Raw genomic sequence first — 23,381 nt, 5'->3', positions numbered from 1 at the left:
GGCCATGAACCGCTGGGGGGCGGGACTGGCCATCGCCGCGGGCCTGCTGCTGAGCGGGTGCGCCACCCTCTCCGCGCGCCTGGCCCCGCCCCACCGGCCCTCGGCCCTGGCCTGGGCCTATCCGGACCAGGTGAAGGCGGTGCGGGGCGGCCAGGTGGTGATGGTCGACGGCGCGGTCTTCCCGATCTCCGACGGGCGGCCGGGCGAGGCCTCCGAACAGGGGCTGGACCAGGCCGACATCGCCGACATGTTCGCCCAGACCTATCGCCGCGGCCCGCAGAGGAAGCCGCCCCGCGGCGATCCCGGCCGGGCGCGCTACGAGCCCCTGTTCCTGAAGATGTACGGCGACTGTTCGACCCGCCCCTTCCAGGCCCACATGCGCAGGGTGGCCTGGATGCCCGCGCGCCAGGGCGGGACCGTCAACGTCACCACCGTCAACGGCGTCGACCGCGCCCTGGAGGCGGTGGTGGCCGACCTGGAGAAACTGCCGCCGGAGATGACCCGGTATCTTGTGCCCACCGCCGGCGCCTTCAACTGCCGGGTGGTGGCGGGGACCGGCCGGCGCAGCATGCACGCCTATGGCGCGGCCATCGACATCGCCACCGCCTGGTCCGACTACTGGCTGTGGAAGGGCGGCGAGGACGCGGTCTGGGCCAATCGCATCCCCCCGGAGATCGTCGCCGTCTTCGAGCGCCACGGTTTCATCTGGGGCGGCCGGTGGCGGCATTTCGACACCATGCACTTCGAGTACCGCCCGGAGCTCCTGCCCCGCCGCCGCAGGCCCTAGGCCTCTCCGGCCACCAGGGCGAGATCGGCGGTCAGCGCGATCCGCTGCAGTTCGCGCCCGTCGATGTCCAGCCGCGCCACCCCGTCGGGTCCCGAAAACAGCACCAGGTCGGCCCGGGGGCCGCGATAGAGGGTGCCGTCGTGGGGCGGGAATTCCGAATGGACGGGTCCGGCGGCCACGAACCCCAGCGCCGCCAGGCTCCCCGCCGCCTCCGGCAGGTCCTGGGCGCCCACCCAGACCCGTCGCAGCCGCGTTCCGGCGTCCGGCGGGCTGTCGGGAGGATAGAGGGGCCCTGAGAAGTCCGGCAGGGCCCAGGGGGCCGGATCGTCGGCATATTCGATGGCCGAGATCTGGGTCAGCAGGCCCTGGCCGCGGCGGAACATCAGCATGGACCAGGGCTGGTCCTGGGCCGGATCGGTGATCGTCTCGCGCCGGTGGCTGCGGAAGGCCCAGCCCTTGGCGCCGGCCAGGGACTCCAGGTCGGAGAGGGACCCCTGCAGGATCAGGGCGGCCGGGGTGGCGCTCTCTCCGAAGATGTCCAGGAAGGGTCCGTTGGCGAACCGCACCCCTACCGAACCCTGCGGGTCCCCCGCCCGATAGCCCGCCAGCAGAGGCCGCCCGGACAGGGCGACGACCTTGGCCGCCACCCCGTCACGGTCCAACGCGCGGATCACCACGTGATCGATCCTAAACCTTTGACCGCTAACGGTTGACATCGCCTGCCCCACCCCTTATTCCCCGCCGCTCGATTTCGACCCGGAGCCAGTCCCGTGAAACGCACTTTCCAGCCCTCCCGTCTCGTGCGCGCACGCCGGCACGGCTGGCGTTCGCGCATGGCCACCAAGAACGGCCAGAAGGTGATCGCCCGTCGGCGCGCCAAGGGCCGTAAGCGCCTGACCGCCTAATACCAGGGTCTTGGGGCGTCCGCATGACGGACCCCGTCTTTCCCATCGAACATCTGAAGATCCGGCCTGATTTCCTGGCCGCGGCCAAGGCTCCCTCGTGCGCCCGCGGCGCCGTGGTGCTGCAGGCCCGCCATCGGGCCGATGATCGTCCCCTCGTCCGGATCGGTTTCACCGCCACCCGCAAGGTCGGCGGCGCGGTGGTTCGCAACCGCGCCAAGCGCCGGATGCGCGAGGCCGCCCGCGCCCTCGTGCCGGTCCTGGGCAAGCCTGGCTTCGACTATGTCTTCATCGCCCGGGGCGGCGCGCCGACGCGCCCCTGGGCGCGTTTGCTTGACGATGTGAAAAGCGCGCTGATAAGCCTCGGCGCCGATAGCGACACCCGCGCGCCCGACCGCGCTCCTCCCCCTTCCGTTTGAGCGCGCGCCCCTCATGCAAGACAACTCAAACCGCAACACGATCATCTTCGTGGTCTCGGCGATGGCGCTGCTGCTGGCCTACCAGTTCCTGGTCATGGGCCCGCGCGCCAAGCAGCGGGAGGCCGAGCTGGCCCGCAACCCGCCGGCCGCCAGCGCCCAGGTCCAGGCCCAGAACCTCACCAAGGCCCCGCCCACCGCCGCCGAGGCCCTGGTCTCCCGCCAGGTGGCCGCCGCCGCCAGCCCCCGGGTGCGCATCGAGACCCCGGCGCTGTCGGGCTCCATCTCCCTGCGCGGCGCCCGCCTGGATGATCTCTATCTGAAGCAGTACCGCGAGACGGTGGCCAAGGACTCCCCGCCGGTGGAGCTGCTGCGTCCCGAGGGCGCCCAGCACGCCCAGTTCGCCGAGTTCGGCTGGGCCGGCGCCAATGTGCCCGGCCTGCCCACCGCCGACACCGTCTGGACCCAGACCCAGGGCGCGACCCTGGCGCCCGGCGCCCCGATCACGCTGTCCACCACCAACGGCGCGGGCCTGACCTTCACGCGGCAGATCTCGGTGGATGACCGCTTCATGTTCACCATCGCCGACACCGTGGCCAACACCGGGACGGCGGCGGTGACGCTGGCCCCCTACGGCTCGGTGCAGCGCCAGGGCCTGCCCGCCGACATCGGCAAGAACTCCATTGTCCACGAAGGCGCCGTGGGTTGGCTGGGCAATGAGCTGCGGCTGATCAAGTTCAAGAAGTGGTCCAAGGACGGCGGCTCGACCTATCCCACCACCGGCGGCTGGGCCGGCATCACCGACAAGTACTGGCTGGCGGCCCTGATCCCGGCCCAGACCGAGGCGGTCCAGAGCCAGTTCCGCGTCACCAAGAGCGGCGGTTTCGATATCTTCGAGGCCAACTATGTGGGCGCCGCCCGCGTCATCGCCCCCGGCCGTCAGGTCACCGAGACCCAGCGCTTCTTCGGCGGCGCCAAGACCGTTCCGGTCCTGAAGGCCTATGAGACCAATCTCGGCGTGCCGCGCTTCGACCAGGCCGTCGACTGGGGCATGTTCTGGTTCTTCACCCGGCCGCTGTTCCAGTTCCTGGAGTTCATCCACAGCCACGTCGGCAACTTCGGCATCGCCATCCTGCTGCTCACCGTGGCGGTGAAGGTGGTCTTCTTCCCGCTCGCCAACAAGAGCTACGAGTCGATCACCAAGATGAAGAAGGTGCAGCCCCAGATCGAGGCGCTGCGCGCGAAATACAAGGACGACGCCACCAAGCAGCAGACCGAGCTGATGGCCCTCTATCAGAAGGAGAAGATCAACCCGGTCACCGGTTGCCTTCCCATGCTGCTGCAGATCCCGGTCTTCTACGCCCTGTACAAGGTGCTGACCGTCACCATCGAGATGCGGCACGCTCCCTTCTTCGGCTGGATCCAGGACCTCTCGGCCCGCGACCCCTCCACCGTCTGGAACCTGTTTGGCCTGATCCCGTGGAACCCCGCCAGCCTGCCCATGGTCGGCGGCCTGCTGGACACCACCCTGCACATCGGCGCCCTGGCGCTGGCCTACGGCGTGACCATGTGGCTCACCACCTCGATGAACCCGCCGGCCGGAGATCCCGTCCAGCAGAAGATCTTCCAGTTCATGCCGATCATCTTCACGTTCATCATGGCCCCCTTCGCCGTGGGCCTGCTGATCTACTGGACCTGGTCCAACATCCTGACCATCATCCAGCAGTACATCATCATGCGGCGCTTCAAGGTGGATAACCCCATCGACAGCCTGATCGCCAAGATCACCGGCAAGCCCAGGCTCCAAGAGTGAACACCGACGGGACCTTCGACGAGGCCGAGATCGAGGCCGCGCGCGTCCTCTTCGCGCGCCAGGCCACCTTCCTTATGGGGGCCGTCTCGGTGGACGGCCTGCCGCCGTCGGACATGCCCGAGGTCGCCTTCGCCGGCCGCTCCAACGTCGGCAAGTCCTCGCTGATCAACGCCCTGGTGGGACACAAGAAGCTGGCCCGGGCCTCCAACGAGCCCGGCCGCACCCGCGAGGTGAACTTCTTCGTCCTCGACGACGCCATCCGCCTCGTCGACCTGCCAGGCTACGGCTGGGCCCGCGCCTCCAAGATCACGACGAAGAAGTTCCAGAACCTGGGCCGCGACTACCTGCGCGGCCGGGCGAACCTGAAGCGGGCCTATCTGCTGATCGACGCCCGTCACGGCCTCAAGGAGGTCGACATCGAGCCGATGGACGCCTTCGACAAGGCCGCGGTCTCCTACCAGATCATCCTCACCAAGGCCGACAAGATGAAGCCCGCCGAGGTCGCCGCCCTGGTGGCGGCGACCCAGAAGGCCATCGCCAAGCGCCCCGCGGCCTTCCCCCGCGTCCTGGCCACCTCCTCGGAGAAGGGCACGGGCATCCCCGAGCTGCGCGCCGAGGTGGCAGCGGCCTGCGAGGTCCTGCCCCTCACCGAGCCCCCCGCCGTCACCGATTAGGCGCCGCGGCCCGGCGCGGCCTAAGACCGGGGGCGAACCTTCGCCATAGCTTCCGGAGACCGAACTTGGCCGCTCCCGACACCGCGCCCCGGCGCAACCCCGCCGCCCTGATGATGACCGTGCGCCGCTGGCACACCTATCTGGGGGTCTTCATCGCCCCCAGCATCCTGTTCTTCGCCGTGACCGGCGCCCTGCAGCTCTTCGCCCTGCACGAGGCCCACGGCGCCTACCAGCCCGCCGCCGTCGTCGAGAAGCTGGGGGAGCTGCACAAGAACCAGCGCTTCGCCGCCAAGCCCAAGCGGCCGCCCACCGCCGCGCCCGCGGCCGCCAAGGCGCCGGCCGCCGACCATGACGACGACCACGCCGCCCCGGCCAAGGCCAAGCCCATGGCGGTCACCGCCCTGAAATGGCTGTTCCTGCTGGTGGCTGCGGGGCTGGTCGCCTCCACCGCCCTGGGCCTCTGGATGGCGCTGACCTCCACCCGCCGCAAGGGCCTGATCCGCGGCCTGCTGGCGGCCGGCCTGGTGATCCCCGTCCTACTGGTGGTCCTGCAGGGCTGAGCCCCTTCCCTCTGACTCCGTCGGGTATCGGACAAGCGGAGCCGTTCGGCCGATCGCGCGTTCTTACCAGGTCGGTACCTGGGGAGTTGTCGCATGAACAAGGTCGTCTCCGCGCCGGACAGCACGGACCAGTCGGGCCCGCATCCGCGCCTTTCCAATCGCCTGCTGGCCGCCTTGTCCCTGCGGGACTTCGCGATCCTGGAGCCGCACCTGGAGCTCGTCGCCCTGCCCCGCGGACGGGTGCTGTTCGAGCCCGGCGACGATGTGGCCACCACCTATTTCCCCTGCCGCCAGACCATGGCCTCCCTGCTGATCGTCACCCGAGACGGCCGCGAGGTGGAGGCCGCGACCATTGGCCGGGAGGGCGCCGTCGGCGGCATCGTCAGCGAGGGCCACAAGCCCGCCTTCGGCCGCGCCGTCGTGCAGGTGGCCGGCTCGGCCTACGCCATCTCCACCAGCCACCTGGAGGCCGCCAAGCTCGGCTCGGCCCGGTTCGGCGACCTCTTCTCACGCTACGCCGACGCCCTACTCGCCCAGATGATGCAGTCGGTGGCCTGCAACGCCCTGCACACGGTGGAGGAGCGCTGCTGCCGCTGGCTGCTGGCCACCCACGACCGGGCCGGCGACAAGATCATCCACCTGACCCAGGAATCCCTGGCCGAGATGCTGGGGGTCCAGCGCACCACGGTCTCGGCCGTCACCGCCCAGCTGGCCGCCCGCGGCCTCCTCAAGACCCACCGCGGCCGGGTGGAGATCCTCGACCGCGCCGGTCTCGAGAAGGCCTCCTGCGAATGCTACGAAGCCGTGGAGCACCACTTCGCCACGGTCCTGCCCGAGGTGACGCTCTAGCCTCCCGGATCAGTTGGGCGCCTTCACCACGTCCCCGCCCTTCATCACGAAGGCCGGGTGCTCGAGAACGGTGACATCCTTCAGGGGATCGCCGGTCACGCCCACGAGGTCGCCATAGGCGCCGACCTTCACCTGGCCGACGTCCTTCTCCTGGCCGAGCGCCTGGGCGGCGGTGACCGTGGCCGACTGGATGGCCTGCAGCGGGGTCGCGCCATAGCGCACCATCACCGCGAACTGCTTGGCGTTGTCGCCGTGCGGATAGACCCCGGCGTCGGTGGAATAGATCATCTTCACCCCAGCCTTCAGGGCCTTGGCGTAGTTCTGCCGCTGGATCTCGCCGATGTCGCGGTCCTTGCGCAGGTTGTCCTCCAGCACGCCGTTCTTCTTGCCCTCGGCCTGGGTGTAGTCGGTGTTGTAGATGTCCATGCCGAAGTAGGTCCCCTTCTGCAGGGCCAGCTTGATCCCCTCGTCGTCCACCAGGCTGACATGCTCGATGGTGTCGACGTCCGCCAGGATCGAGGCCTTGATCCCCGGCGCCCCGTGGGCGTGGGCGGCCACCTTCAGGCCCGCCATGTGGGCCTCGTCGACGATGGCCTTGATCTCCTCCAGGGTCAGCTGCTGGGCGCCCGGCTCGTCCCCGTGGGAGAAAACCCCGCCGGTGGCGCAGATCTTGATCACCTGGGCGCCGTACTTCTTCAGCTTGCGCACCATGCGGCGGCCCTCGTCGGGGCTGTCGATCACGGCTTCCGCCACCTGGTTCATGGAGGGCGGGAAGAAGGTGGAGTCGCAGTGGCCGCCGGTGGCGCCGATGGCGTAGGTGGCGGTGATGATGCGCGGCCCCACCACCAGGCCGTCGTCGATCGCCTCCCGCAGGCCGACATCGTCATAGAAGTCGGCGCCGACGTTGCGGATCGTGGTGAAGCCGGCGTCGAGGGTGTCCTTGGCGTAGCGGGTCGAGGCCACCGCCCAATAGGCGTCGGACTTCTCCAGATAGTTGTAGCCCCCGAACAGCGGCGACGAGGTGATGTGGGTGTGCATGTCGATGAGGCCCGGCAGCAGGGTCACCCCTGGCAGGTTCACCGCCTGCGCCCCGGCCGGGGTCGCGTCCCCCTGCTTGCCGACCGCGGTGATGCGGCCATCGGTGATGATCACCAGGGGCTTCTCGGTGACCTTGCCGGTGGCCACGTCCACCAGGCGCTCGGCGCTGACCGCGACGGTCTTGGCCTGGGCGGCGGTGGCGAACAGGACGGCCGCGCAGGCGAACAGGGCGGACAGGCGCATGGGAGGATACCTTCGGGGGTTGGACTCGGACGGTGACGCTAACACGACGGCGCGCGCCGTCGAGCCGCCGCGAAGGTGACAGGGGCGCCCTTGTCCGCTAATCGACCCCTCCGAGCCGACGGAGTGCGTAGCGACGTGACCGAGACCCCCGAAGAGCAAGGCTGGGCCACCGCCAAGACGCTGGCCGAGGCCCTGCCCTATATCCAGCGCTACGATCGCGAGACCGTGGTGATCAAGTACGGCGGCCACGCCATGGGCCAGGAGTCGGTGGCCCGCCTGTTCGCCGCCGACGCCGTGCTGCTGAAGCTGCTGGGCCTGCACCCCGTCGTGGTGCATGGCGGCGGCCCGCAGATCTCCCGCATGCTGGACAAGGCCGGGGTCAAGTCGACCTTCGTCGATGGCCTGAGGGTCACCGACGAGGCCACCATGGAGGTCGCCGAAATGGTGCTGTCGGGCGCCATCAACAAGGAAATCGCCAACTGGATCACGCTGGCCGGCGCCGAGGCCGACGTGCGTGGCGTGGGCCTGTCGGGCAAGGACGCCCGGCTGATCACCGTCCGCAAGGTGGAGCGCACCAAGAAGGACCCCGGCAGCCAGATCGAGCAGGCCGTCGACCTGGGCTTCGTGGGCGAGCCGACCCGCATCGACCCGCAGCTCATCCAGGGCCTGATCTCCGCCGACCACGACTACATCCCGGTGATCGCCCCCATCGGCGTCTCCGAGGAGGGCCAGACCTACAACATCAACGCCGACACCGTGGCCGGCGCCCTGGCCGGGGCGCTGAAGGCCAAGCGCATGCTGCTGCTCACCGACGTCACCGGCGTCCTGGGCGCCGACGGCGAGCTGATCCGCGAGATGAGCGTCGCCCAGGCCCGTGACGCCATCGCCACCGGCGTCGCCTCGGGCGGCATGATCCCCAAGCTGGAGACCGCCATCGCCGCGGTGGAGTCAGGGGTCGAGGCGGTGGTCATCCTGGACGGCCGTCGGCCCCACGCCATGCTGGTGGAGCTGTTCACCGAGCACGGGTCGGGCACCCTCATCACCCGATGAGCCCCGACCTCGCCCACATCGACACCTGGCTGTTTGATCTCGACAACACCCTCTATCCGGAGGAGTCGGGCTTCATGGGCCAGGTCGAGGGGCGGATGACCGACTTCGTGGCCAAGGTCACCGGCCTGCCGCGGGACGAGGCCTACGCCCTGCAGAAGAAGTACCTGGCCGAGCATGGCCTGACCCTGCGCGGCCTGATGCTGAACCACGGGGTGGACCCGGCCGACTTCCACGCCCTGTTCCACGATCTGTCCCTGGACCTGCTGGCCCATGACGCCGACCTGCTGGCCGCCCTGGAACGCCTGCCCGGACGCCGGCTGATCTTCACCAACGCCGACGACCGGCACGCCGAGCGGGTCCTGGCCCATCTGGGCCTGGATCATCTGTTCGACGACGTCTTCCACATCCACTCCTTCGGCTTCACGCCCAAGCCCGATCCCCTGGGCTTCCAGCGGATGATCGACGCCCATGGCCTGGATCCCGCCACCACAAGCTTCTTCGAGGACTCCGAGCGCAACCTGAAGCCCGCCTTCGACCTGGGCATGACCACCGTCCTGGTGGGCCCGCGCGCGGAAACCTCCACCGCCCCCTTCGTCCAACACCGCACCGCCAAGCTCGCGCCCTTCCTCGGGGCTGCGCGTCTGAAGGAACCCACCTGATGTCCCAAGACCTGAAGTCCGTGATCGAAGCCGCCTGGGAGGCCCGCGACGGGGTCAACACCGCCACCAAGGGCCAGGTCCGCGAGGCGGTCGAGGAAACCCTCAACCAGCTCGACGCCGGAACCCTGCGCGTCGCCAGCCGCGGCGACGACGGCGTCTGGACCACCCACCAGTGGGCCAAGCAGGCGATCCTGCTGTCCTTCCGGCTCAGCGCCAACCAGCTGATCGACGCCGGCGCGCCGCATCCCTACTGGGACAAGATCCCCCTGAAGTTCACCGGCTGGGACGCCGCCCGCTTCGAGGCCGCCGGCTTCCGCGCCGTCCCCGGCTGCATCGTCCGCCGCGGCGCCTATATCGGCCGCAACGTCATCATGACCCCCTCCTTCGTCAACATCGGCGCCTATGTCGACGAGGGGACCATGGTGGACACCTGGGCCACGGTCGGCTCCTGCGCCCAGATCGGCAAGAACGTCCACCTGTCGGGCGGCGCCGGCATCGGCGGGGTGCTGGAGCCCCTGCAGGCCAACCCCACCATCATCGAGGACGACTGCTTCATCGGCGCCCGCTCCGAGGTCGCCGAGGGCGTCATCGTCCGCAAGGGCAGCGTGCTGTCCATGGGCACCTTCATCACCTCGACCACCCGCATCGTCGATCGCAAGACCGGCGAGGTCTTCCAGGGCGAGGTGCCCCCCTATTCGGTGATCATGCCGGGCTCCATGCCCAGCCCCTTCGGCGAGGGCCTGCCGTCCATCAACTGCGCGGTCATCGTCAAGACCGTGGACGAACGCACCCGCTCCAAGACCTCGATCAACGAACTGCTCCGCGACTAAGGCCGTCCTCGAGCCGCCGGAAACGAGCCCAGGGCGCGTGCGCCCTGGGCTTTTTCATGCCCGCTGCACAGGAAAGTGACCGTCTCCCACAGCTCAAACCCCATTTTGGGTGCAAGCCACCTTCTCGCCTTAAAGGCGAATATATAGATTAGATAACAGCAAAGGAGGTTGTGCCGAACTAATCCGGCCCCATCTCCGATGTATCCGGTCGGTGGACAAAAGTTAACAATTTACAAAGACCGGATATCAGAGATGGATTACTTAGTTAACATTCGTTAACTCTACTGAGAGGCCAATTCGATGCTTAGCGTGTCTCATGACGATCGGAAGGCTTCGGCCGAGACGGACACGGCCCAGCCTCTCGTGAACGGCGAGCCCGCCTCCTGGGCCGAGCCCTATCCGGGCTATCTCGACCAGGACGTGTCGCGCTTCTTCTACCGCTGGGGCGGCCATCTCTCGGCCACCCTGATCCGGGTCCGCAGCCGTTTCGACGGCGACCTGGACCAGTACCTGCTCTACCTGATCTTCCTGCTGTCGGAGCTCTCGGACTCCCTGTCGGCCACCCCGCCGCGCACCTTCGCGCGCCGCCGCGGCCTCAATGCGTTGAGCCTGTCCGACATCACCCAGATCCCCCGCGAGACCGCCCGCCGCAAGCTGCTGGCCCTGGCCGACCAGGGCTATCTGGTGCGCGACGACGACGGCCTGTTCATGCTGGGCGAGCGGTACGGTCTGGATCAGTTCTTCGCCGATCTGCGGCCCCTGTTCTGGGACGCCGTGCGTCCCGACGCCGACCGCTAGAGTCTGACACGGTCGCCGGTCCAGGCGTCCGTCACGCTCCAGACCCATGAGGGCGGCCCCGGCGAAAGCCTGCGGCGGGGGCGGCCAGCCGGTCGCGCGTCAGGCCTCGGATCGCCACAATTTCCCCATTATGGGGATATATGTCGACCGCACCTTAAAGTCGAATCCTAAGATAAATGACGGTTGTGCGACGCCGACTTTCTGGTATCGGAGCCGAGTCGATCGCACCTGGGGTTGTCCTCGAAGCTCACCTCTGAGCATTCGATACTATTGAATCACAAGTTTGATCGTTTACACACCGTTAACCCTGATCACGGATCTCCCAATGCTGCCGGCCCGCCTCCATGCCGACCCAGACAACACCCACAGAGATCCCGACAACGCGAGCCTCGCCGCGGCGGGCGCGGAGCCCTATCCCGGCTATCTGGATCAGGACGTCTCGCGCTTCTTCTATCGGTGGGGCGGTCATCTGTCCTCGAGCCTGGTGCGCGCGCGCAACCGGTTCGACGGCGACCTGGACCAGTACCTGCTCTACCTGATCTTCCTGTTGGCGGACCTTTCGGAGTCCATGAGCCAGGCCGCCCAACCCCGCAGGATCTCCAGCCGCCCGCGCGGGCTCAACGCCCTCAGCCTCGCCGACATCACCCGCATCCCGCGGGAAAGCGCGCGGCGCAAGCTCCTGGCCCTGGCGGAGCGGGGTTATCTGGTGCGTGACGAGGAGGGTCTGTTTGTTCTGGGAGACCAGTACGGCCTCGACCAGTTCTTCGGCGACCTGCGGCCGCTGTTCTGGGACCGTCCGGAGACCGGGCGGACGGGCGCCTGAACCGGCTTCCGCTTCAGGCGCCCATCAGGCTCCAGGCCTGGGAGACAGGCTGGCTCACCGGCCTCAGGAGTCCAGGTCGTCCATCCACCGCCACAGGTCGCGGATCGCCAGGGCGCGCATGGCCGCGTCGTCGGACTGCAGGGGCGGCAGGCCGGCCCGCTCGAGGCAGTCGGCCAGGGTCAGGGGCTCCCCGCGGGAGAGCCGGATGCCCCGCCGCCGGGCCACCGTCTGGAACCGGCGCCAGGCGCAGTCGACGCTGGCGGCCTGGGCCACCGCCACATAGGGCAGCAGCCCGCCCTGCAGCACCCGGTGGAAGGCCACCAGGGTGGCGCCGCCGCACAGGCGGCTCATCAGGTACTCGAAGGCTTCGGCGTCCAGGGGCTCCATGGTCAGGTCCTCGGCCGGCTGGCCGGCGATCATGGTCACCGGACTGGCCGAGCGGGCCAGCGCGCTGAGCACCACCGTCCCCCGGTCATCGACGAAGGCGTACTGCATGACGTGCTGGTGTCCATCGGCGCAGATCGACCGGATCGCGAAGTACAGATGACTGGTGGCCGACAGTTGTCGCACCGCGCCTTCACGCCGTTTCCCGAAATGCGGCCGTTCGGCCATAACCCACCCTTCACAGTTGGGCGATTCGTCAGTCATCGGGCGTGATTGGCGTCCGGAATTTGAATCAAACCACGATCTGAGCATTGATGTTCTCCTCAATTGAGTTGGGAGTTTCTTCCTTTATGCTCCAGAGGTCGATGCAGTTGCTTCCCACTACGGGATGGAATACAGAAATTAACCAGCCCGTTTCGGGCAGAAGCCCTTGACACCCCCGCGCCGACGCCATTGCCCGCCGGCGCGCGGGCCGCTACCAGCAGGGCCATGCTCGATCCCGTCGCCCTGACCCAGGACCTGATCCGCCGCCCCTCCGTGACCCCGGCCGACGCCGGCGCCATGGACATCGTCCAGCAGACCCTGGAGGGCCTGGGCTTTTCCTGCCGCCGGATGAAGTTCGGGGAGATCGAGAACCTCTACGCCCGCTACGGGACCGCGCGGCCCAACCTCTGCTTCGCCGGCCACACCGACGTGGTGCCGGTCGGCGACGCCGCCGCCTGGAGCTCCGAGGCCTTCGCCGCCGAGATCGTCGACGAGGTCCTGATCGGCCGGGGCGCGGTGGACATGAAGAGCGCCGTCGCAGCCTTCGCCGCCGCCGCCGCCAAGGCCATCGACGCGGGCCAGGTCTCAGGCTCCCTCTCCTTCCTGATCACCGGGGACGAGGAGGGGATCGCCACCCACGGCACCAAGCTTGTCGTCCAGACGCTGCAGGCCGAGGGCGAGATTATCGACCACTGCGTGGTGGGCGAGCCCACCAGTTCCGAGACCTTCGGGGACATGATCAAGATCGGCCGCCGCGGCTCGATCAATGTCGACATCGTGGTGGAGGGCGTCCAGGGCCACGTGGCCTATCCGCACCGCGCCGCCAACCCCATTCCTGTCCTCATCGCCCTGCTGAACCGCCTGACGGAGCATGAGCTGGACACCGGTTTCCTGGGCTTCCAGCCCTCGAACCTGGAGGTCACCACGGTGGATGTCGGCAACCCCGCCACCAATGTGATCCCGGCGGCCGCGCGGGGCCGGCTCAACATCCGCTTCAATCCCAACCACACCGGCCAGGCCCTGGCCGACTGGATCGAGGGCGAGGCCCGCGTGGCCCTGGCCGGCTTCCAGGGCAATATCGTGGTGACCCCCTCCATCAGCGGCGAGGCCTTCCTCACCGAACCGGGCCCCTTCACCGATGTGGTGGCCGCCGCCGTGGCCGACGTCACCGGCAAGGGCCCGGAGCTCTCCACCACCGGCGGCACCTCGGACGCCCGCTTCATCCGCGCGCTGTGCCCGGTCGTGGAGCTGGGCCTGGTGGGCAAGACCATGCACTCGGTGGACGAACGCGCACCGGTCGCCGAGATCCGCCAGCTCCAGGCGGTCTACGAACGCCTGATCGCCCGCTATTTCGAGACCTTCAAGGGCTAGGACCCCCGGGCCTCAGTACCTCACCGCGGTCAGGTACAGCCCATCCGACGGCGCCACAGGCCCGCAGGCCGTGCGGTCGCGGGCCTCCAGGGCGGCCTTCACGTCGGCGGCGGTCCAGCGTCCGATCCCCACCTCGGCGAGGGTGCCGGTCATGGAGCGGACCTGTCGGTGCAGGAAGGAGCGGGAGGCGAACTCCAGCACCACCTCGGCGCCCTCCCGGCGGACCGTGGCCAGGTCCATGGTCTTCATCGGCGACTTGGCCTGGCAGGCCAGGTCCCGGAAGGTGGTGAAGTCGTGATGGCCCACCAGGGCCTGGGCGGCCTCATGCATGGCCTGGGCGTCCAGAGGCTTCTTCACATGCCAGACCCGCCCTCGGTCCAGGGCCGGCGGACTCTCGCGATTGAGGATGCGGTAGAGATAGCGCCGCTCCGTGGCCGAGAACCGCGCGTGCCAGTCCCCCTCCGCCACGCTGACCTCCAGCACCGAGATCGGCTCAGGCATGAGGTGGGCGTTGATGGCGTTGCGCACGGTCGCCGCCGGCCAGGCCTTCTCCAGGTCGATATGGATCACCTGGGCGAGCGCATGGACCCCGGTGTCGGTGCGGCCCGCCGCGTTGACCCGCACGTCCTCGCCGCAAAAGGCCTGGATGGCGCGCTCGATCGCGCCTTGCACCGTCGGCAGGCTGGCCTGGGCCTGGAAGCCCTTATAGGGCCGGCCGTCATACTCGATGGTCATCCGGTAGCGCGGCATCAGAGGGCGCTCGTTCCCGCCGCCACCGGGAATCCCCGCAGGAAGACCTCGGCGTCCTGGGGCCCCTTGCCCTCCCGCTGCACCCGCAGCAGGCGCACCGCGCCCTCGCCGCAGGCCACCAGCAGTCTTTCATCGAGGACTTGTCCGGGGGCTCCAGAACCGTCATCCACCTGGGACAGCAGGGCCTTCACCCGCACCGGCCCCTTGTCGGTGGCCAGTTCGAACCAGGCGCCCGGGAAGGGCGACAGGCCGCGGATCTTGCGGTCGATCTCGGTGGCGGACCGGGTCCAGCGCAGCCGCGCCTCCTTGGGCCGGATCTTCTTGGCGTAGGTCAGGCCCTCTTCGGCTTGGGGCGTCGCCACGGCCGTTCCCGCCTCGACGGCGGCCAGGGTGCGCGTCAGCAGATCGGCGCCCACCGCCGCCAGCCGGTCGTGCAGGGTCCCGGCGGTCTCCAGGGCGTCGATGCGGACGGTCTCGGAGGCCAGGACGGGGCCTTCGTCCAGGCCCTCGGTCATCTGCATGACCTCCACCCCGGTGACCTTGTCGCCCGCCATGATCGCCCGCTGGATGGGGGCCGCCCCGCGCCAACGCGGCAGCAGGGAGGCGTGCAGGTTGAAGGCGCCCAGCCGCGGCGCCTCCAGCACCTCGCGGGGCAGGATCTGGCCGAAGGCCACCACCACCGCGGCGTCCAGCTTCAAGTCGGCGAAGGCGGCGATCTCGGCGGGGTCGCGCATGGACGCAGGCGTCCGCACCGGGATGCCGCGCTCAAGGGCGTAGGCATGGGCCGGCGAGGGCTTCAGGTCCTGGCCGCGCCCGCGCGGGGCCTGCGGCTGGGAGTAGACCGCCGCGATCTCATGGCCGGCCTCCACCAGGGCCGCCAGACAGGCGACAGCGAAGTCGGGGGTTCCAAGGAAGGCCAGGCGCATGGCGGGGGTTTAGCGGCGCGCGGGGCGATAGGGAACCGGCCTCAAGCGTGACCGTTACCCGCACGCCTCATTCGGAGAAAAGTTCCATGCGCCACGCCATCGTTATCTCGCTCGCCGTCGCGGGCCTCGCGCTCACCGCCTGCTCCAAGTCCGAACAGGCCCAGACCGGCGAACACGCCAAGGCCGCCGCCGCCAAGATCGGCGAGGCCACCAAGGAGGTCGCCACCAGTCCGGAGATGAAGGACCTGGGGACCGACGTGAAGGAGGGCGCGGTCGAGGCCGGCGCCGTGGCCAAGGATGCGCTCACCACCGCCGGCGCCGAACTCAAGGCCGGGGCGGCCAAGGCCGGCGACAAGGCCCAGGACGCCGCCGCCACCGCCGACGCCAAGATCGACAAGGCCGCCGCCGACGCCAAGAAATAGGCGCCCGGGCGTGGCGGGGGTCTCCGCCACGCGCGCGACCTAGCCGGCCAGCCGGTCGGGCCGCCGCTCGGCCACCATCTCGGCGGCCCGGATCAGGCCCAGATAGGTGATCCCGTAGAAGATCCGCACAGTCTGCCCCAGGGCCGGGGTCAGCAACCAGGTCCCGTCGACGCCCCCCTTGGTCATCCAGCCGGCGGCCTCGATGTCCCGCAGGACGCTCAACACATGGCTGCGCGACACCTCGTAGCGCCGGGCCAGGGCGGCCACCGACACCTCCACCTCCCCCTGCGGCGGATAGGGGCCCCCGCGGTCGGCGCGCATCATCAGGTCAAACAGGATCAGCAGCCCGGCCGAGCGGATGGAGAGGGCGTTGAAGGGGGCGATGTCGGGATTGGGCGCGGCGGCGGCCTGCATCGACTGCTCGCCCATCACCGCCATGAAGGCGGCGAAGGTCGCCGGGTCGTCGAGGTCGTCCAGCAGGGCCTGGATGCCGGGCTCCAGACACGCCACGGCCTCCAGTTCGATCCGCAGTCGATCGCGGAACGCCATGGCCATGGCCGCGGTGGGCTTGTAGGGCCGCGGCAGTCCGTTGGGCGCCTCGCCCCGGGTCACGTAGCCGATCAGCTGCAGCCTGAGCAGGACGGCCGTGGCGGTGCCGGCGCTGAGGATGCCGCTCTTGCCCGACAGCTCTCGCAGGCGGCGGTGGGTCAGCCCCCCGCTGGCGTCCAGGTAGAGCGCCACCACCCCCAGGAGGAAGCGGCTGACGTCCTTGACGTTGCGGTGCAGGGTCGGGGCGGTGGCGTAATAGTCCACGGCGCCGCGCACGGAGCGGCGCATGGCGTCCTCCAGCTCAGGCCGGGCCAGCATCGCCCCCAGGGCGTCATAGGGAAAGCTGCGGCCTTGGAACGGGTCGTCGGTCATGATCGCCGCAGGGTGCTCACTCAGAATGGGTAACGCGGCGGGCGCCGTACCAGAAAACGCCATGCCCCCGTGTTAGGCTCCCTGCTATCGGGATGCGAGGCCCGGTGCGCTTACCGGTCCGCGTTGGCGACCGACGAATCCGCGGCCCTGAAAAGGATATTCGGGATCGTCGGGACCGGGCCCCGGGGGGGGTCTGGTCGGGGCGACAGGTTCACGTCCAGAACCTGATCGTCCCCTCCCGCGCGGGCGGGCCCCATCGGAAGCTCTCGGCCTCGGATCAATTCATCGGAATGGCGCGGGCCTTAGGCGGCGCGGACCTGCTTCTTCACCTTTGCCACCGCCCGATCGCGCTTCAGGCGCGAGAGGTAGTCGATGAACAGCACGCCCTTCAGGTGGTCCATCTCGTGCTGGATGCAGACGGCGTAGAGGCCCTCGGCCTCCTCGACGACCTCCTGCCCCTGATAGTTCAGGTACTTCAGCTTCACCCGGGCCGGCCGCTCCACCTCGTCATAGATGTCGGGGACCGACAGGCAGCCCTCCTCGTAGGGGGCGGTGTCCTCGGAGGCCCACAGGATCTCCGGGTTCACGAAATACTGCGGCTGCGGCGGCTCCTCGGGGCGCGCCAGGTCCATGACGATCACCTGCTTGGGCACGCCGATCTGGATCGCCGCCAGGCCGATGCCGGGCGCCGCGTACATGGTCTCCAGCATGTCGTCCATCAGGGCGCGCAGGTCGTCGTCCACCACCTCGACGGGGGTGGAGACCTGTTTCAGCACAGGGTCGGGGACAACGAGGATTTCGCGAAGAGCCATGGGATTTCAGGTAGGTCAGCGGCCCTTGAGCGTCAAGACGGCGGGCGGCGCCTCCTCGGGATCCAGGGCCAGCTTGGTCAGGGGCCGGACCCCGGTCTCCACCGGGCCGAGCTCGGGCATCTCGCGGCCCTCGTGGTCCACCTTCAGGTCCTCGAACCGGCGGGCCTGGGTCATGACCTGGGTCTCCAGGGAGCCGACGAAGGAATTGTAGCGCCCCACGGCCGCCTCCAGGGCCTTGCCCACCGAGGCCGCGTGGCCGCCCATCACCGACAGGCGCTTGTAGAGCTCGCGCCCCAGCTTGGAGATCTCCTGGGCGTTGGCCGCCTGCTCCTCCACCCGCCAGCCGTAGACCACCGCCTTGCAGAGGGCGAAGAGCGTGGTGGGCGTCACCACCAGCACCCGCTTGTCCATGGCCTCGGTCATCAGCTCGGGCGCCCGTTCCAGGGCCGCGGCGAGGAAGCTGTCGCCGGGGATGAACATGGCCACGAAGTCCGGCGAGCCCTGGTTGAACTGGTCCCAGTAGGTCTTGGCCGACAGGCCGATCATGTGGGCCCGCACGCTCTGGGCGTGGCGGACATAGCAGGCCTCGCGGATCGCCTCGTCGGTAGCGTCCTGGGCGTCGAGGAAGGCGTTCAGCGAGCACTTGGCGTCGATGACGAACACCGCCCCGCCGGGCAGGCGCACGGTGACGTCGGGCCGCCGGCGACCCTCCTCGGTGTCGGTGGAGGTCTGTTCGTCGAAGTCGTAGCGGTTGTGCAGGCCCGCGGCCTCCAGGACGTTGCGCAGGGTCTGCTCGCCCCAGCGGCCCTGGACCCCGGCCCCGCGGCGCAGGGCGGCCGACAGCTTGCGGGCCTCTTCCTGGGTCGCCGTCGAGGCCAGCAGCAGCTGGCTAATCTGGGCCTTCAGCCCGCCGGTCTCCTCGGCGCGGGTCTTCTCCACCGCCACCACCTGCTCCTGGAACTTGGCCAGGCTCTCGGCCACCGGCTTGAGCTGGGCCTCCAGGCGGGCCTGGGCCAGTTGCTCGCGGTTCTGGAAGGTCTCGTCGGCGCGCTTGAGCACCTGTTCGGCGATGGCGTTGGCGGCCTCGGCCTGGATGATGGCCGCGTTGCGGCCCCCCTGCTCCTCGATCAGCTTCAGACGGGAGGCGGAATCCTGCAGGTCCCAGGCCCGCGCCTCGGCCCGATTGGCCCGGCCCCGTTCCATCAGGGCCCAGGTGAAGCCAATGGCGGCGGCCACGAGGGCGACGACGAGCAGGATCAGGAGCGAGTTCATGCTCCGTTCTTTAGCCGGAGTCGGCGAGGATCGCCAGGAGGGCCGGGACGCAGAGGGCCGAGTTGTCGGCGGCCATCTGCGCCATCTCCAGATAGCTCAGATGGCTCTCCGCCCCGGCTAGGTCCGACAGGGTGCGGATCACATAGAGCGGCCGGCCCCAGGCGAGCGCCACCTGGTCCACCGCCCCGGATTCCATGTCGATGGCGTCGGCGGCGAAGGCGGCGTGCAGCTGGTCCCGCGTCACCGCGCAGTTGAGGAAGTAGTCGGCGGTGATCACCCCGCCCAGCGCGATAGGATGGCCAAGCTTCGCCGCCACCGCGTCCCGCAGCCTCGCGAGATCGGCGGCCACCTTGGGCGCGACCGGGGTCAGGGCCGTCAGCCGCGGCGCCCCGATGGGCATCTCGCCGGACCGCGTGGGGGTGAAGGCGCCCTCGAAGACATGGCCGTAGTCGTGGATGTCCAGGCGTTCGGCCAGCAGCACCGAACCGACCCCCAGGGCCGGGTTCAGCCCGCCCGCGACGCCCGCGAAGATCAGCACATCGGCATGGAAGACCGCCAGCAGCAGGGTCGCCGCCGCCGCCGCATTGACCTTGCCCATTCCTGCCAGGGCCAGGGCGAAGGCCTGCCCGTGGTGCTCGCCGATCCAGACCTGGGTCGGGCCATAGGTCGCCGGCCTCGAGGTGACGCCGAGCCGCCCCTGCAGGGCCGCCAGCTCCTCGGGGGTCGCGCAAAGGATTCCGTACATGGGCGCCTCGTTCATCGGCCTGCCGCCGTGCTACCAGATTCCCGGGAGGCCGACGCCATGATCACCACCGACCGGACGATCCTGCGGCCCTGGCGCGACGACGATCTCGACGCCTTCGCCGACATGCTGGCCGACCCGGAGGTCCAGGCCGACGCCGGCGGCCCCGTGGGCCGCGACGAGGCGGCTCGCAAGATGGCCCGCTACCGCGACGCCCATGACCGCCTGGGCTTCACCCGCTGGGTGGTGACCGACCACGACTGCGGCTTCCTCGGCTATGTGGGGATCATGCCCATCGACGCCTGGCATCCCCGCGCCCCCAATGTGGAGGTCGGCTGGCGCCTGGTCCGCCGCGCCTGGGGCTCCGGCATCGCCACCGAGGCCGCCCGCGCCAGCCTCGCCGACGGCTTCGCCCGCTGCGGCTTCGAGGAGGTGCTCAGCTATACCGAGGCCACCAACCACCGCTCCCAGTCAGTGATGCGCAAGCTGGGCCTCGACCGCGACGCGACCCGCGACTTCACCAGCACCTACGACGGCCACACCTGGTCGGGCCTGGTCTGGGTGGCGAAGCGGCCCTAGGCCGGCCGCCGCGCCCGCATCGCTTGCGCGATGGTCCCGTCGTCCAGCCAGTCAAGCTCGCCCCCCACCGGCACCCCGCGGGCCAGCATGGTCACCGAGACGTGGGCGTTGGAGAGGCGTTCGGCGAGGTAGTGGGCCGTGGTCTGGCCGTCCACCGTGGCCGGCAGGGCCAGGATCACCTCGGTCACCCCCTCCTCCATGGCCCGGGTCACCAGGGAATTGACCCTCAGGGCCTCGGGCCCCACCCCGTCCAGGGCCGAGAGCAGGCCCCCCAGCACGTGGTAGCGGCCGCGGAAGGCGCTGGCCCGCTCCATGGCCCAGAGCGCGCCGACCTCCTCCACCACGCAGACCAGGGTCGGGTCGCGGGAGCGGTCGGAACAGATGGCGCAGGGATCCTGGGTGTCCAGAGAGCCGCAGACCCGGCAGGTCTTCACCCGCTCGGCGGCCACCGCCAGGGCCTCGGCCAGGGGCTGCAGCAGTTGCTCGCGCCGCTTCAGCAGGGCCAGCGCCGCGCGCCGCGCCGACCTGGGCCCCAAACCCGGCAGCTTCGACAACAGCGCGATCAGGCGCTCGATTTCAGGTCCGGCGGAGGCGGCCAAACTGGCTCCTGGCGAGGCGGGTGCGATTCAGGGGATTGTCTGTAGGTCCTATGTAGATGTCGAGGGGAGCCCGCGCCATGACCACCCCCGACCTTCCCGTCGTCGAGGGCGCGCTCACGGCCTTCATCGGCGGCAGCGCCGTGGCCGAATTGCAGGAGCTGCTGGAGCGCTGCGAGGACTTCGAGGTGCTGGTGACCGGACACCCGCCCGATCCCCACGCGGCGGCCGACCTGCTGGTGGAGGTCCCGCCCGACCACCCGCTGCGCGACAAATTCGTCATCGGCGTCTGGACTGAGGACGGATTGACCGCCGCCGTCGATCTGCTGCGCGACTTCCCCGCGCAACACATCTGGTACCTGGGCCTGCTGCTGGTCGCGCCGGAAGCGCGCGGCTCAGGACTTGGCGAACGCATCCTCGAAGCGCTGAAGACCTGGATCCGCGGCCACGGCGGCCGGGCGATCCGGCTGGTGGTCCAGGATCAGAATCCCGACGCCCTGCGCTTCTGGCTGCGTCACGGCTTCGTCCAGATCGGAAAGGCTGCCCAGGAGCTGATGGATCGCACCAACCAGGTCGCCCGGCTGGAACTGAAGCTCTAGAACTTCGGCATGCCCGGCAGGCCCATGCCGGCCAGCGGGCCGGCGGCGTCGCGCATCAGCTGGGCCTGTTCGGCGTCCAGCTTGCGCTTGGCGTCGGCGTGGGCGGCCACCACCAGGTCGGAGATCACCTCGCCCTCGCCGGGCGCCAACAGGCTCTCGTCCAGCTCCACCGAGGCCAGTTCGCCAGAGCCCTTCAGCACCACCTTGACCATGCCGCCGCCCGACGTGCCCTCGATGGAGAGCTGCGCCAGGCGCTCCTGCGCCTCGGCCAGCTTCTGCTGCATGGCCTGGGCCTGTTTCATCAGGCCGCCCAAATCCTTCATCGAACCCTCACTCGGTCGCTCATCTGACTAGTCTTCGTCCTCTTCCGGCGGCGCGTCGGCCGGCGAGGCCTCCGGCGTCGGCAGGTTGCGGATGCTGACGATCTCGGCGCCCGGGAAGCTCTCCATCACCGACAGGATGAAGGGGTCCTGCTCGATCTGGGCGCGGATCTCGCGCTCCTCGCGCTTCTGGCGCTCCCACTGGCTCTCGGCCCCGCCGCCGCCCTGGGCGGCGATCAGCCAGGGCTGGCCGGTCCATTCGCGCAGGCGGCCGATCAGCCGCTGGGCCAGGTTGGCCGGAGCGCCGGGGGCCGGCTCGAACTCGATGGCCCCGGGGCGGAAGCTGACCGGGCGCACATAGCGCTCCACGTCCAGCCGCAGGGAGATGTCGCGCTTCTTCTCGATCAGGGCGATCACGTCGGCGAAGGACTGCAGCACCGGCGGCGCCTCGGCCGCCTGGGGTTCGGGCGCCAGGACGCGGGCCTGGGCCGTGACGCTCCCGCCGCCGCCTTGGCTCGCTCCCCCGCCACCCCCGCCGCCGCCGCCGGAAGGTCCCGGCGCGCCGCCGACCGGATCGCCGGTCTGCAACCGCCGCAGGGCCTCCTCCGGACCAGGCAGGTCGGCGGCGTAGGCCAGGCGGATCAGGGCCATGTCCACCGCCGCGGCGGGGTCGGGACTGCGCCGCACCTCGTCATGGGCCCGCAGCAGCATCTGCCACATGCGCGAGAGGGTGCCGGCCGAGACCGAGGCCCCGATGGCCGCCAGCCGGCCGGCCTGCTCGCGGGGCATGATCAGGGCGTGGACCCCGATGGCCTTGGCCACCGAGGCGGCGTGGGCGTGCTCCAGCAGGTCGATCATCACCTGGCCGGGATCGGCGCCATAGCCGTAGAGGGTGCGGAAGGTCTCGATGGCGGGGCCGGGCTCGCCGCGCATGGTCTGTTCGAACAGGGTGATGGTCTGGGCCCGGTCGGCCAGTCCCAGCATGTCGCGGATCAGGGTGGCCGGCACGGTCTGGCCGGGCTCCCCCTGGACGATGGCTTGGTCCAGCATGGACTGGGCGTCGCGCACCGAGCCCTCGGCGGCCCGGGCGATCAGCAGCATCCCCTCGGCATCGACGCGCACGCCCTCGGCCTCGGTGATCATCTCCAGGTTCTTGACGATCACGTCGGGCTCCACCCGGCGCAGGTCGAACCTCTGGCAGCGCGAGAGGATGGTCACCGGCACCTTGCGGATCTCGGTGGTGGCGAAGATGAACTTCACGTGCGGCGGCGGCTCTTCCAGGGTCTTCAACAGGGCGTTGAAGGACGAGGTGGAGAGCATGTGCACTTCGTCGATGATGTAGACCTTGTAGCGCGCCTCGACGGGGGCGTAGCGCACCCCGTCCAGCAGCTCGCGCATGTCCTCGACCTTGGTGCGGCTGGCGGCGTCGAGCTCCAGCACGTCCATGTGCCGGCCCTCGATGATCGCCTTGCAGTGGCGGCCCTCGACGTGGAGATCCAGCGTCGGCTCGTGGACGGTGTCGGTCTCGTAGTTCAGGGCCCGCGCCAGCAGGCGGGCGGTGGTGGTCTTGCCCACCCCGCGCACCCCGGTGAGCATGAAGGCGTGGGCGATGCGGCCGGTGGAAAAGGCGTTCTTCAGCGTCCGCACCATGGCCTCCTGGCCATAGAGGTCGTCGAAGGTGCGGGGCCGGTACTTGCGGGCGATGACGGTGTAGGCGGCCGAGGCTTCCGCGACCGGGGCGGGCGTCACCGCGACGGGCGCGCCGAACATGTCGGCCGTGTCGGGGTCCCGCTCGGGAAGCTCGGGATCGGGCGAGAGATCTTCGTCGGCCATGCGCCCCGCGCCTCGAGAGCGCACTGATTCTGAAAGCTAGGGTGGAGACCGAACGACGACCCGGAGCGAAACTCGTTGCGGCTGCTTCCTTCCGGACCTGACCGGGTTGGCGAGGCGTCCGCCCGTCGCCGATCTCCACCCCCTATAT

General features: G+C 69.6%; 28 protein-coding genes and 1 other RNA gene. 16 read left to right on the top strand and 13 right to left on the bottom strand.

From position 1 onward, the window contains the following. Positions 1-4: 4 nt before the first annotated feature. Positions 5-787, top strand: a complete 783-nt coding sequence (locus tag ACO06I_RS19005) for a M15 family metallopeptidase (RefSeq protein ID WP_421934188.1) — start codon at positions 5-7, stop codon at positions 785-787. On the opposite strand, the gene ACO06I_RS19000 is transcribed toward ACO06I_RS19005, so the two are convergent. Next, the gene (locus ACO06I_RS19000) at positions 784-1,461 is read right to left on the bottom strand and encodes a hypothetical protein (protein ID WP_421934187.1); all 678 of its coding nucleotides are present in this window, start codon (positions 1,459-1,461) and stop codon (positions 784-786) included. The two genes, ACO06I_RS19005 and ACO06I_RS19000, sit on opposite strands and share 4 nt — an antisense overlap. A 96-nt stretch (positions 1,462-1,557) precedes the next feature. Between ACO06I_RS19000 and rpmH the strand changes: the two genes are divergently transcribed. The 6 genes from rpmH (at position 1,558) to ACO06I_RS18970 (ending at position 6,001) form a co-directional block, all read left to right on the top strand. Next, positions 1,558-1,692: a 50S ribosomal protein L34 gene (rpmH, locus tag ACO06I_RS18995; RefSeq protein WP_215343146.1), complete on the top strand. Its 135-nt coding sequence runs from the start codon at positions 1,558-1,560 to the stop codon at positions 1,690-1,692. 23 nt (positions 1,693-1,715) lie between these two features. Then, positions 1,716-2,108, top strand: coding sequence for a ribonuclease P protein component (gene rnpA / locus ACO06I_RS18990; protein WP_421934186.1), 393 nt, complete (start codon positions 1,716-1,718; stop codon positions 2,106-2,108). Between the two features lie 13 nt (positions 2,109-2,121). Further along, positions 2,122-3,918 (top strand): membrane protein insertase YidC, encoded by a 1,797-nt coding sequence (gene yidC / locus ACO06I_RS18985; RefSeq protein WP_421934185.1) that lies wholly within the window; start codon positions 2,122-2,124, stop codon positions 3,916-3,918. Next, positions 3,915-4,592, top strand: a complete 678-nt coding sequence (yihA, locus tag ACO06I_RS18980; RefSeq protein WP_421934184.1) for a ribosome biogenesis GTP-binding protein YihA/YsxC — start codon at positions 3,915-3,917, stop codon at positions 4,590-4,592. The genes yidC and yihA overlap by 4 nt, the downstream gene beginning before the upstream one ends. A gap of 65 nt (positions 4,593-4,657) precedes the next feature. Continuing rightward, positions 4,658-5,152, top strand: a complete 495-nt coding sequence (locus tag ACO06I_RS18975) for a hypothetical protein (RefSeq protein WP_421934183.1) — start codon at positions 4,658-4,660, stop codon at positions 5,150-5,152. Positions 5,153-5,245: 93 nt separating this feature from the next. Next, on the top strand, positions 5,246-6,001 hold the full coding sequence (locus tag ACO06I_RS18970) for a Crp/Fnr family transcriptional regulator (RefSeq protein WP_421934182.1): 756 nt from the start codon (positions 5,246-5,248) through the stop codon (positions 5,999-6,001). 9 nt (positions 6,002-6,010) lie between these two features. Here the strand turns inward: ACO06I_RS18970 and ACO06I_RS18965 are convergent, their stop codons facing one another. Then, positions 6,011-7,282, bottom strand: coding sequence for an amidohydrolase family protein (locus ACO06I_RS18965; RefSeq protein ID WP_421934181.1), 1,272 nt, complete (start codon positions 7,280-7,282; stop codon positions 6,011-6,013). Between the two features lie 135 nt (positions 7,283-7,417). On the opposite strand from ACO06I_RS18965, the gene argB reads away from it, so the two are divergent. The 5 genes from argB (at position 7,418) to ACO06I_RS18940 (ending at position 11,442) form a co-directional block, all read left to right on the top strand. Continuing rightward, complete coding sequence (argB, locus tag ACO06I_RS18960; RefSeq protein ID WP_421934180.1) at positions 7,418-8,332, top strand: acetylglutamate kinase; 915 nt, start codon at positions 7,418-7,420, stop codon at positions 8,330-8,332. After that, positions 8,329-8,991, top strand: a complete 663-nt coding sequence (locus ACO06I_RS18955; protein ID WP_421934179.1) for a pyrimidine 5'-nucleotidase — start codon at positions 8,329-8,331, stop codon at positions 8,989-8,991. The genes argB and ACO06I_RS18955 overlap by 4 nt, the downstream gene beginning before the upstream one ends. Next, positions 8,991-9,821, top strand: coding sequence for a 2,3,4,5-tetrahydropyridine-2,6-dicarboxylate N-succinyltransferase (gene dapD / locus ACO06I_RS18950; RefSeq protein ID WP_421934178.1), 831 nt, complete (start codon positions 8,991-8,993; stop codon positions 9,819-9,821). The genes ACO06I_RS18955 and dapD overlap by 1 nt, the downstream gene beginning before the upstream one ends. 300 nt (positions 9,822-10,121) lie before the next feature. Then, positions 10,122-10,619 (top strand): hypothetical protein, encoded by a 498-nt coding sequence (locus ACO06I_RS18945; protein ID WP_421934177.1) that lies wholly within the window; start codon positions 10,122-10,124, stop codon positions 10,617-10,619. A 325-nt stretch (positions 10,620-10,944) separates the two neighbouring features. Next, on the top strand, positions 10,945-11,442 hold the full coding sequence (locus ACO06I_RS18940) for a hypothetical protein (protein ID WP_421934176.1): 498 nt from the start codon (positions 10,945-10,947) through the stop codon (positions 11,440-11,442). A gap of 63 nt (positions 11,443-11,505) precedes the next feature. Here ACO06I_RS18940 and ACO06I_RS18935 read toward each other — a convergent pair whose 3' ends face one another. Further along, positions 11,506-12,012, bottom strand: a complete 507-nt coding sequence (locus ACO06I_RS18935) for a hypothetical protein (RefSeq protein ID WP_421934175.1) — start codon at positions 12,010-12,012, stop codon at positions 11,506-11,508. Between the two features lie 303 nt (positions 12,013-12,315). Here ACO06I_RS18935 and dapE point away from each other — a divergent pair, with 303 nt between their 5' ends. Then, complete coding sequence (gene dapE, locus ACO06I_RS18930; RefSeq protein ID WP_421934174.1) at positions 12,316-13,461, top strand: succinyl-diaminopimelate desuccinylase; 1,146 nt, start codon at positions 12,316-12,318, stop codon at positions 13,459-13,461. A gap of 12 nt (positions 13,462-13,473) precedes the next feature. On the opposite strand, the gene truA is transcribed toward dapE, so the two are convergent. Next, a complete protein-coding gene (gene truA, locus ACO06I_RS18925) occupies positions 13,474-14,211 on the bottom strand; it encodes a tRNA pseudouridine(38-40) synthase TruA (protein WP_421934173.1) in 738 nt (245 codons plus the stop codon). Further along, positions 14,211-15,137 (bottom strand): methionyl-tRNA formyltransferase, encoded by a 927-nt coding sequence (fmt, locus tag ACO06I_RS18920; RefSeq protein WP_421934172.1) that lies wholly within the window; start codon positions 15,135-15,137, stop codon positions 14,211-14,213. Before fmt ends, truA begins: the two co-directional genes overlap by 1 nt. A gap of 86 nt (positions 15,138-15,223) precedes the next feature. Here fmt and ACO06I_RS18915 point away from each other — a divergent pair, with 86 nt between their 5' ends. Then, positions 15,224-15,559 (top strand): hypothetical protein, encoded by a 336-nt coding sequence (locus ACO06I_RS18915; protein ID WP_421934171.1) that lies wholly within the window; start codon positions 15,224-15,226, stop codon positions 15,557-15,559. Between the two features lie 39 nt (positions 15,560-15,598). Here the strand turns inward: ACO06I_RS18915 and ACO06I_RS18910 are convergent, their stop codons facing one another. The 4 genes from ACO06I_RS18910 to mtnN form a co-directional block, all read right to left on the bottom strand. Continuing rightward, positions 15,599-16,480 carry a hypothetical protein gene (locus ACO06I_RS18910; protein WP_421934170.1) on the bottom strand — a complete coding sequence of 294 codons (882 nt, stop codon included), beginning with the start codon at positions 16,478-16,480 and terminating at the stop codon, positions 15,599-15,601. Positions 16,481-16,782: 302 nt separating this feature from the next. Beyond that, a complete protein-coding gene (gene def / locus ACO06I_RS18905; RefSeq protein ID WP_421934169.1) occupies positions 16,783-17,292 on the bottom strand; it encodes a peptide deformylase in 510 nt (169 codons plus the stop codon). A gap of 15 nt (positions 17,293-17,307) precedes the next feature. After that, positions 17,308-18,564, bottom strand: a complete 1,257-nt coding sequence (gene rmuC, locus ACO06I_RS18900) for a DNA recombination protein RmuC (RefSeq protein ID WP_421934168.1) — start codon at positions 18,562-18,564, stop codon at positions 17,308-17,310. 10 nt (positions 18,565-18,574) lie between these two features. Next, complete coding sequence (mtnN, locus tag ACO06I_RS18895) at positions 18,575-19,309, bottom strand: 5'-methylthioadenosine/S-adenosylhomocysteine nucleosidase (RefSeq protein WP_421934167.1); 735 nt, start codon at positions 19,307-19,309, stop codon at positions 18,575-18,577. 57 nt (positions 19,310-19,366) lie between these two features. On the opposite strand from mtnN, the gene ACO06I_RS18890 reads away from it, so the two are divergent. Then, on the top strand, positions 19,367-19,885 hold the full coding sequence (locus ACO06I_RS18890) for a GNAT family N-acetyltransferase (protein WP_421934166.1): 519 nt from the start codon (positions 19,367-19,369) through the stop codon (positions 19,883-19,885). Here ACO06I_RS18890 and recR read toward each other — a convergent pair. Further along, positions 19,882-20,484 carry a recombination mediator RecR gene (gene recR / locus ACO06I_RS18885; protein WP_421934165.1) on the bottom strand — a complete coding sequence of 201 codons (603 nt, stop codon included), beginning with the start codon at positions 20,482-20,484 and terminating at the stop codon, positions 19,882-19,884. The two genes, ACO06I_RS18890 and recR, sit on opposite strands and share 4 nt — an antisense overlap. A gap of 77 nt (positions 20,485-20,561) precedes the next feature. Between recR and ACO06I_RS18880 the strand changes: the two genes are divergently transcribed. Further along, positions 20,562-21,080, top strand: a complete 519-nt coding sequence (locus ACO06I_RS18880; protein WP_421934164.1) for a GNAT family N-acetyltransferase — start codon at positions 20,562-20,564, stop codon at positions 21,078-21,080. On the opposite strand, the gene ACO06I_RS18875 is transcribed toward ACO06I_RS18880, so the two are convergent. The 3 genes from ACO06I_RS18875 to ffs form a co-directional block, all read right to left on the bottom strand. After that, positions 21,077-21,403 carry a YbaB/EbfC family nucleoid-associated protein gene (locus tag ACO06I_RS18875; RefSeq protein ID WP_304701198.1) on the bottom strand — a complete coding sequence of 109 codons (327 nt, stop codon included), beginning with the start codon at positions 21,401-21,403 and terminating at the stop codon, positions 21,077-21,079. The two genes, ACO06I_RS18880 and ACO06I_RS18875, sit on opposite strands and share 4 nt — an antisense overlap. A 27-nt stretch (positions 21,404-21,430) precedes the next feature. Further along, on the bottom strand, positions 21,431-23,233 hold the full coding sequence (locus ACO06I_RS18870; protein WP_421934163.1) for a DNA polymerase III subunit gamma/tau: 1,803 nt from the start codon (positions 23,231-23,233) through the stop codon (positions 21,431-21,433). A 39-nt stretch (positions 23,234-23,272) separates the two neighbouring features. Next, an RNA gene (gene ffs / locus ACO06I_RS18865) (signal recognition particle sRNA small type) lies at positions 23,273-23,371 on the bottom strand. Positions 23,372-23,381 lie beyond the last annotated feature (10 nt).

It is taken from the genome of Phenylobacterium sp., from assembly GCF_965229015.1.
Classification (GTDB): Bacteria; Pseudomonadota; Alphaproteobacteria; order Caulobacterales; family Caulobacteraceae; genus Phenylobacterium.
This window is presented reverse-complemented; position numbering and strand designations above follow the sequence as displayed.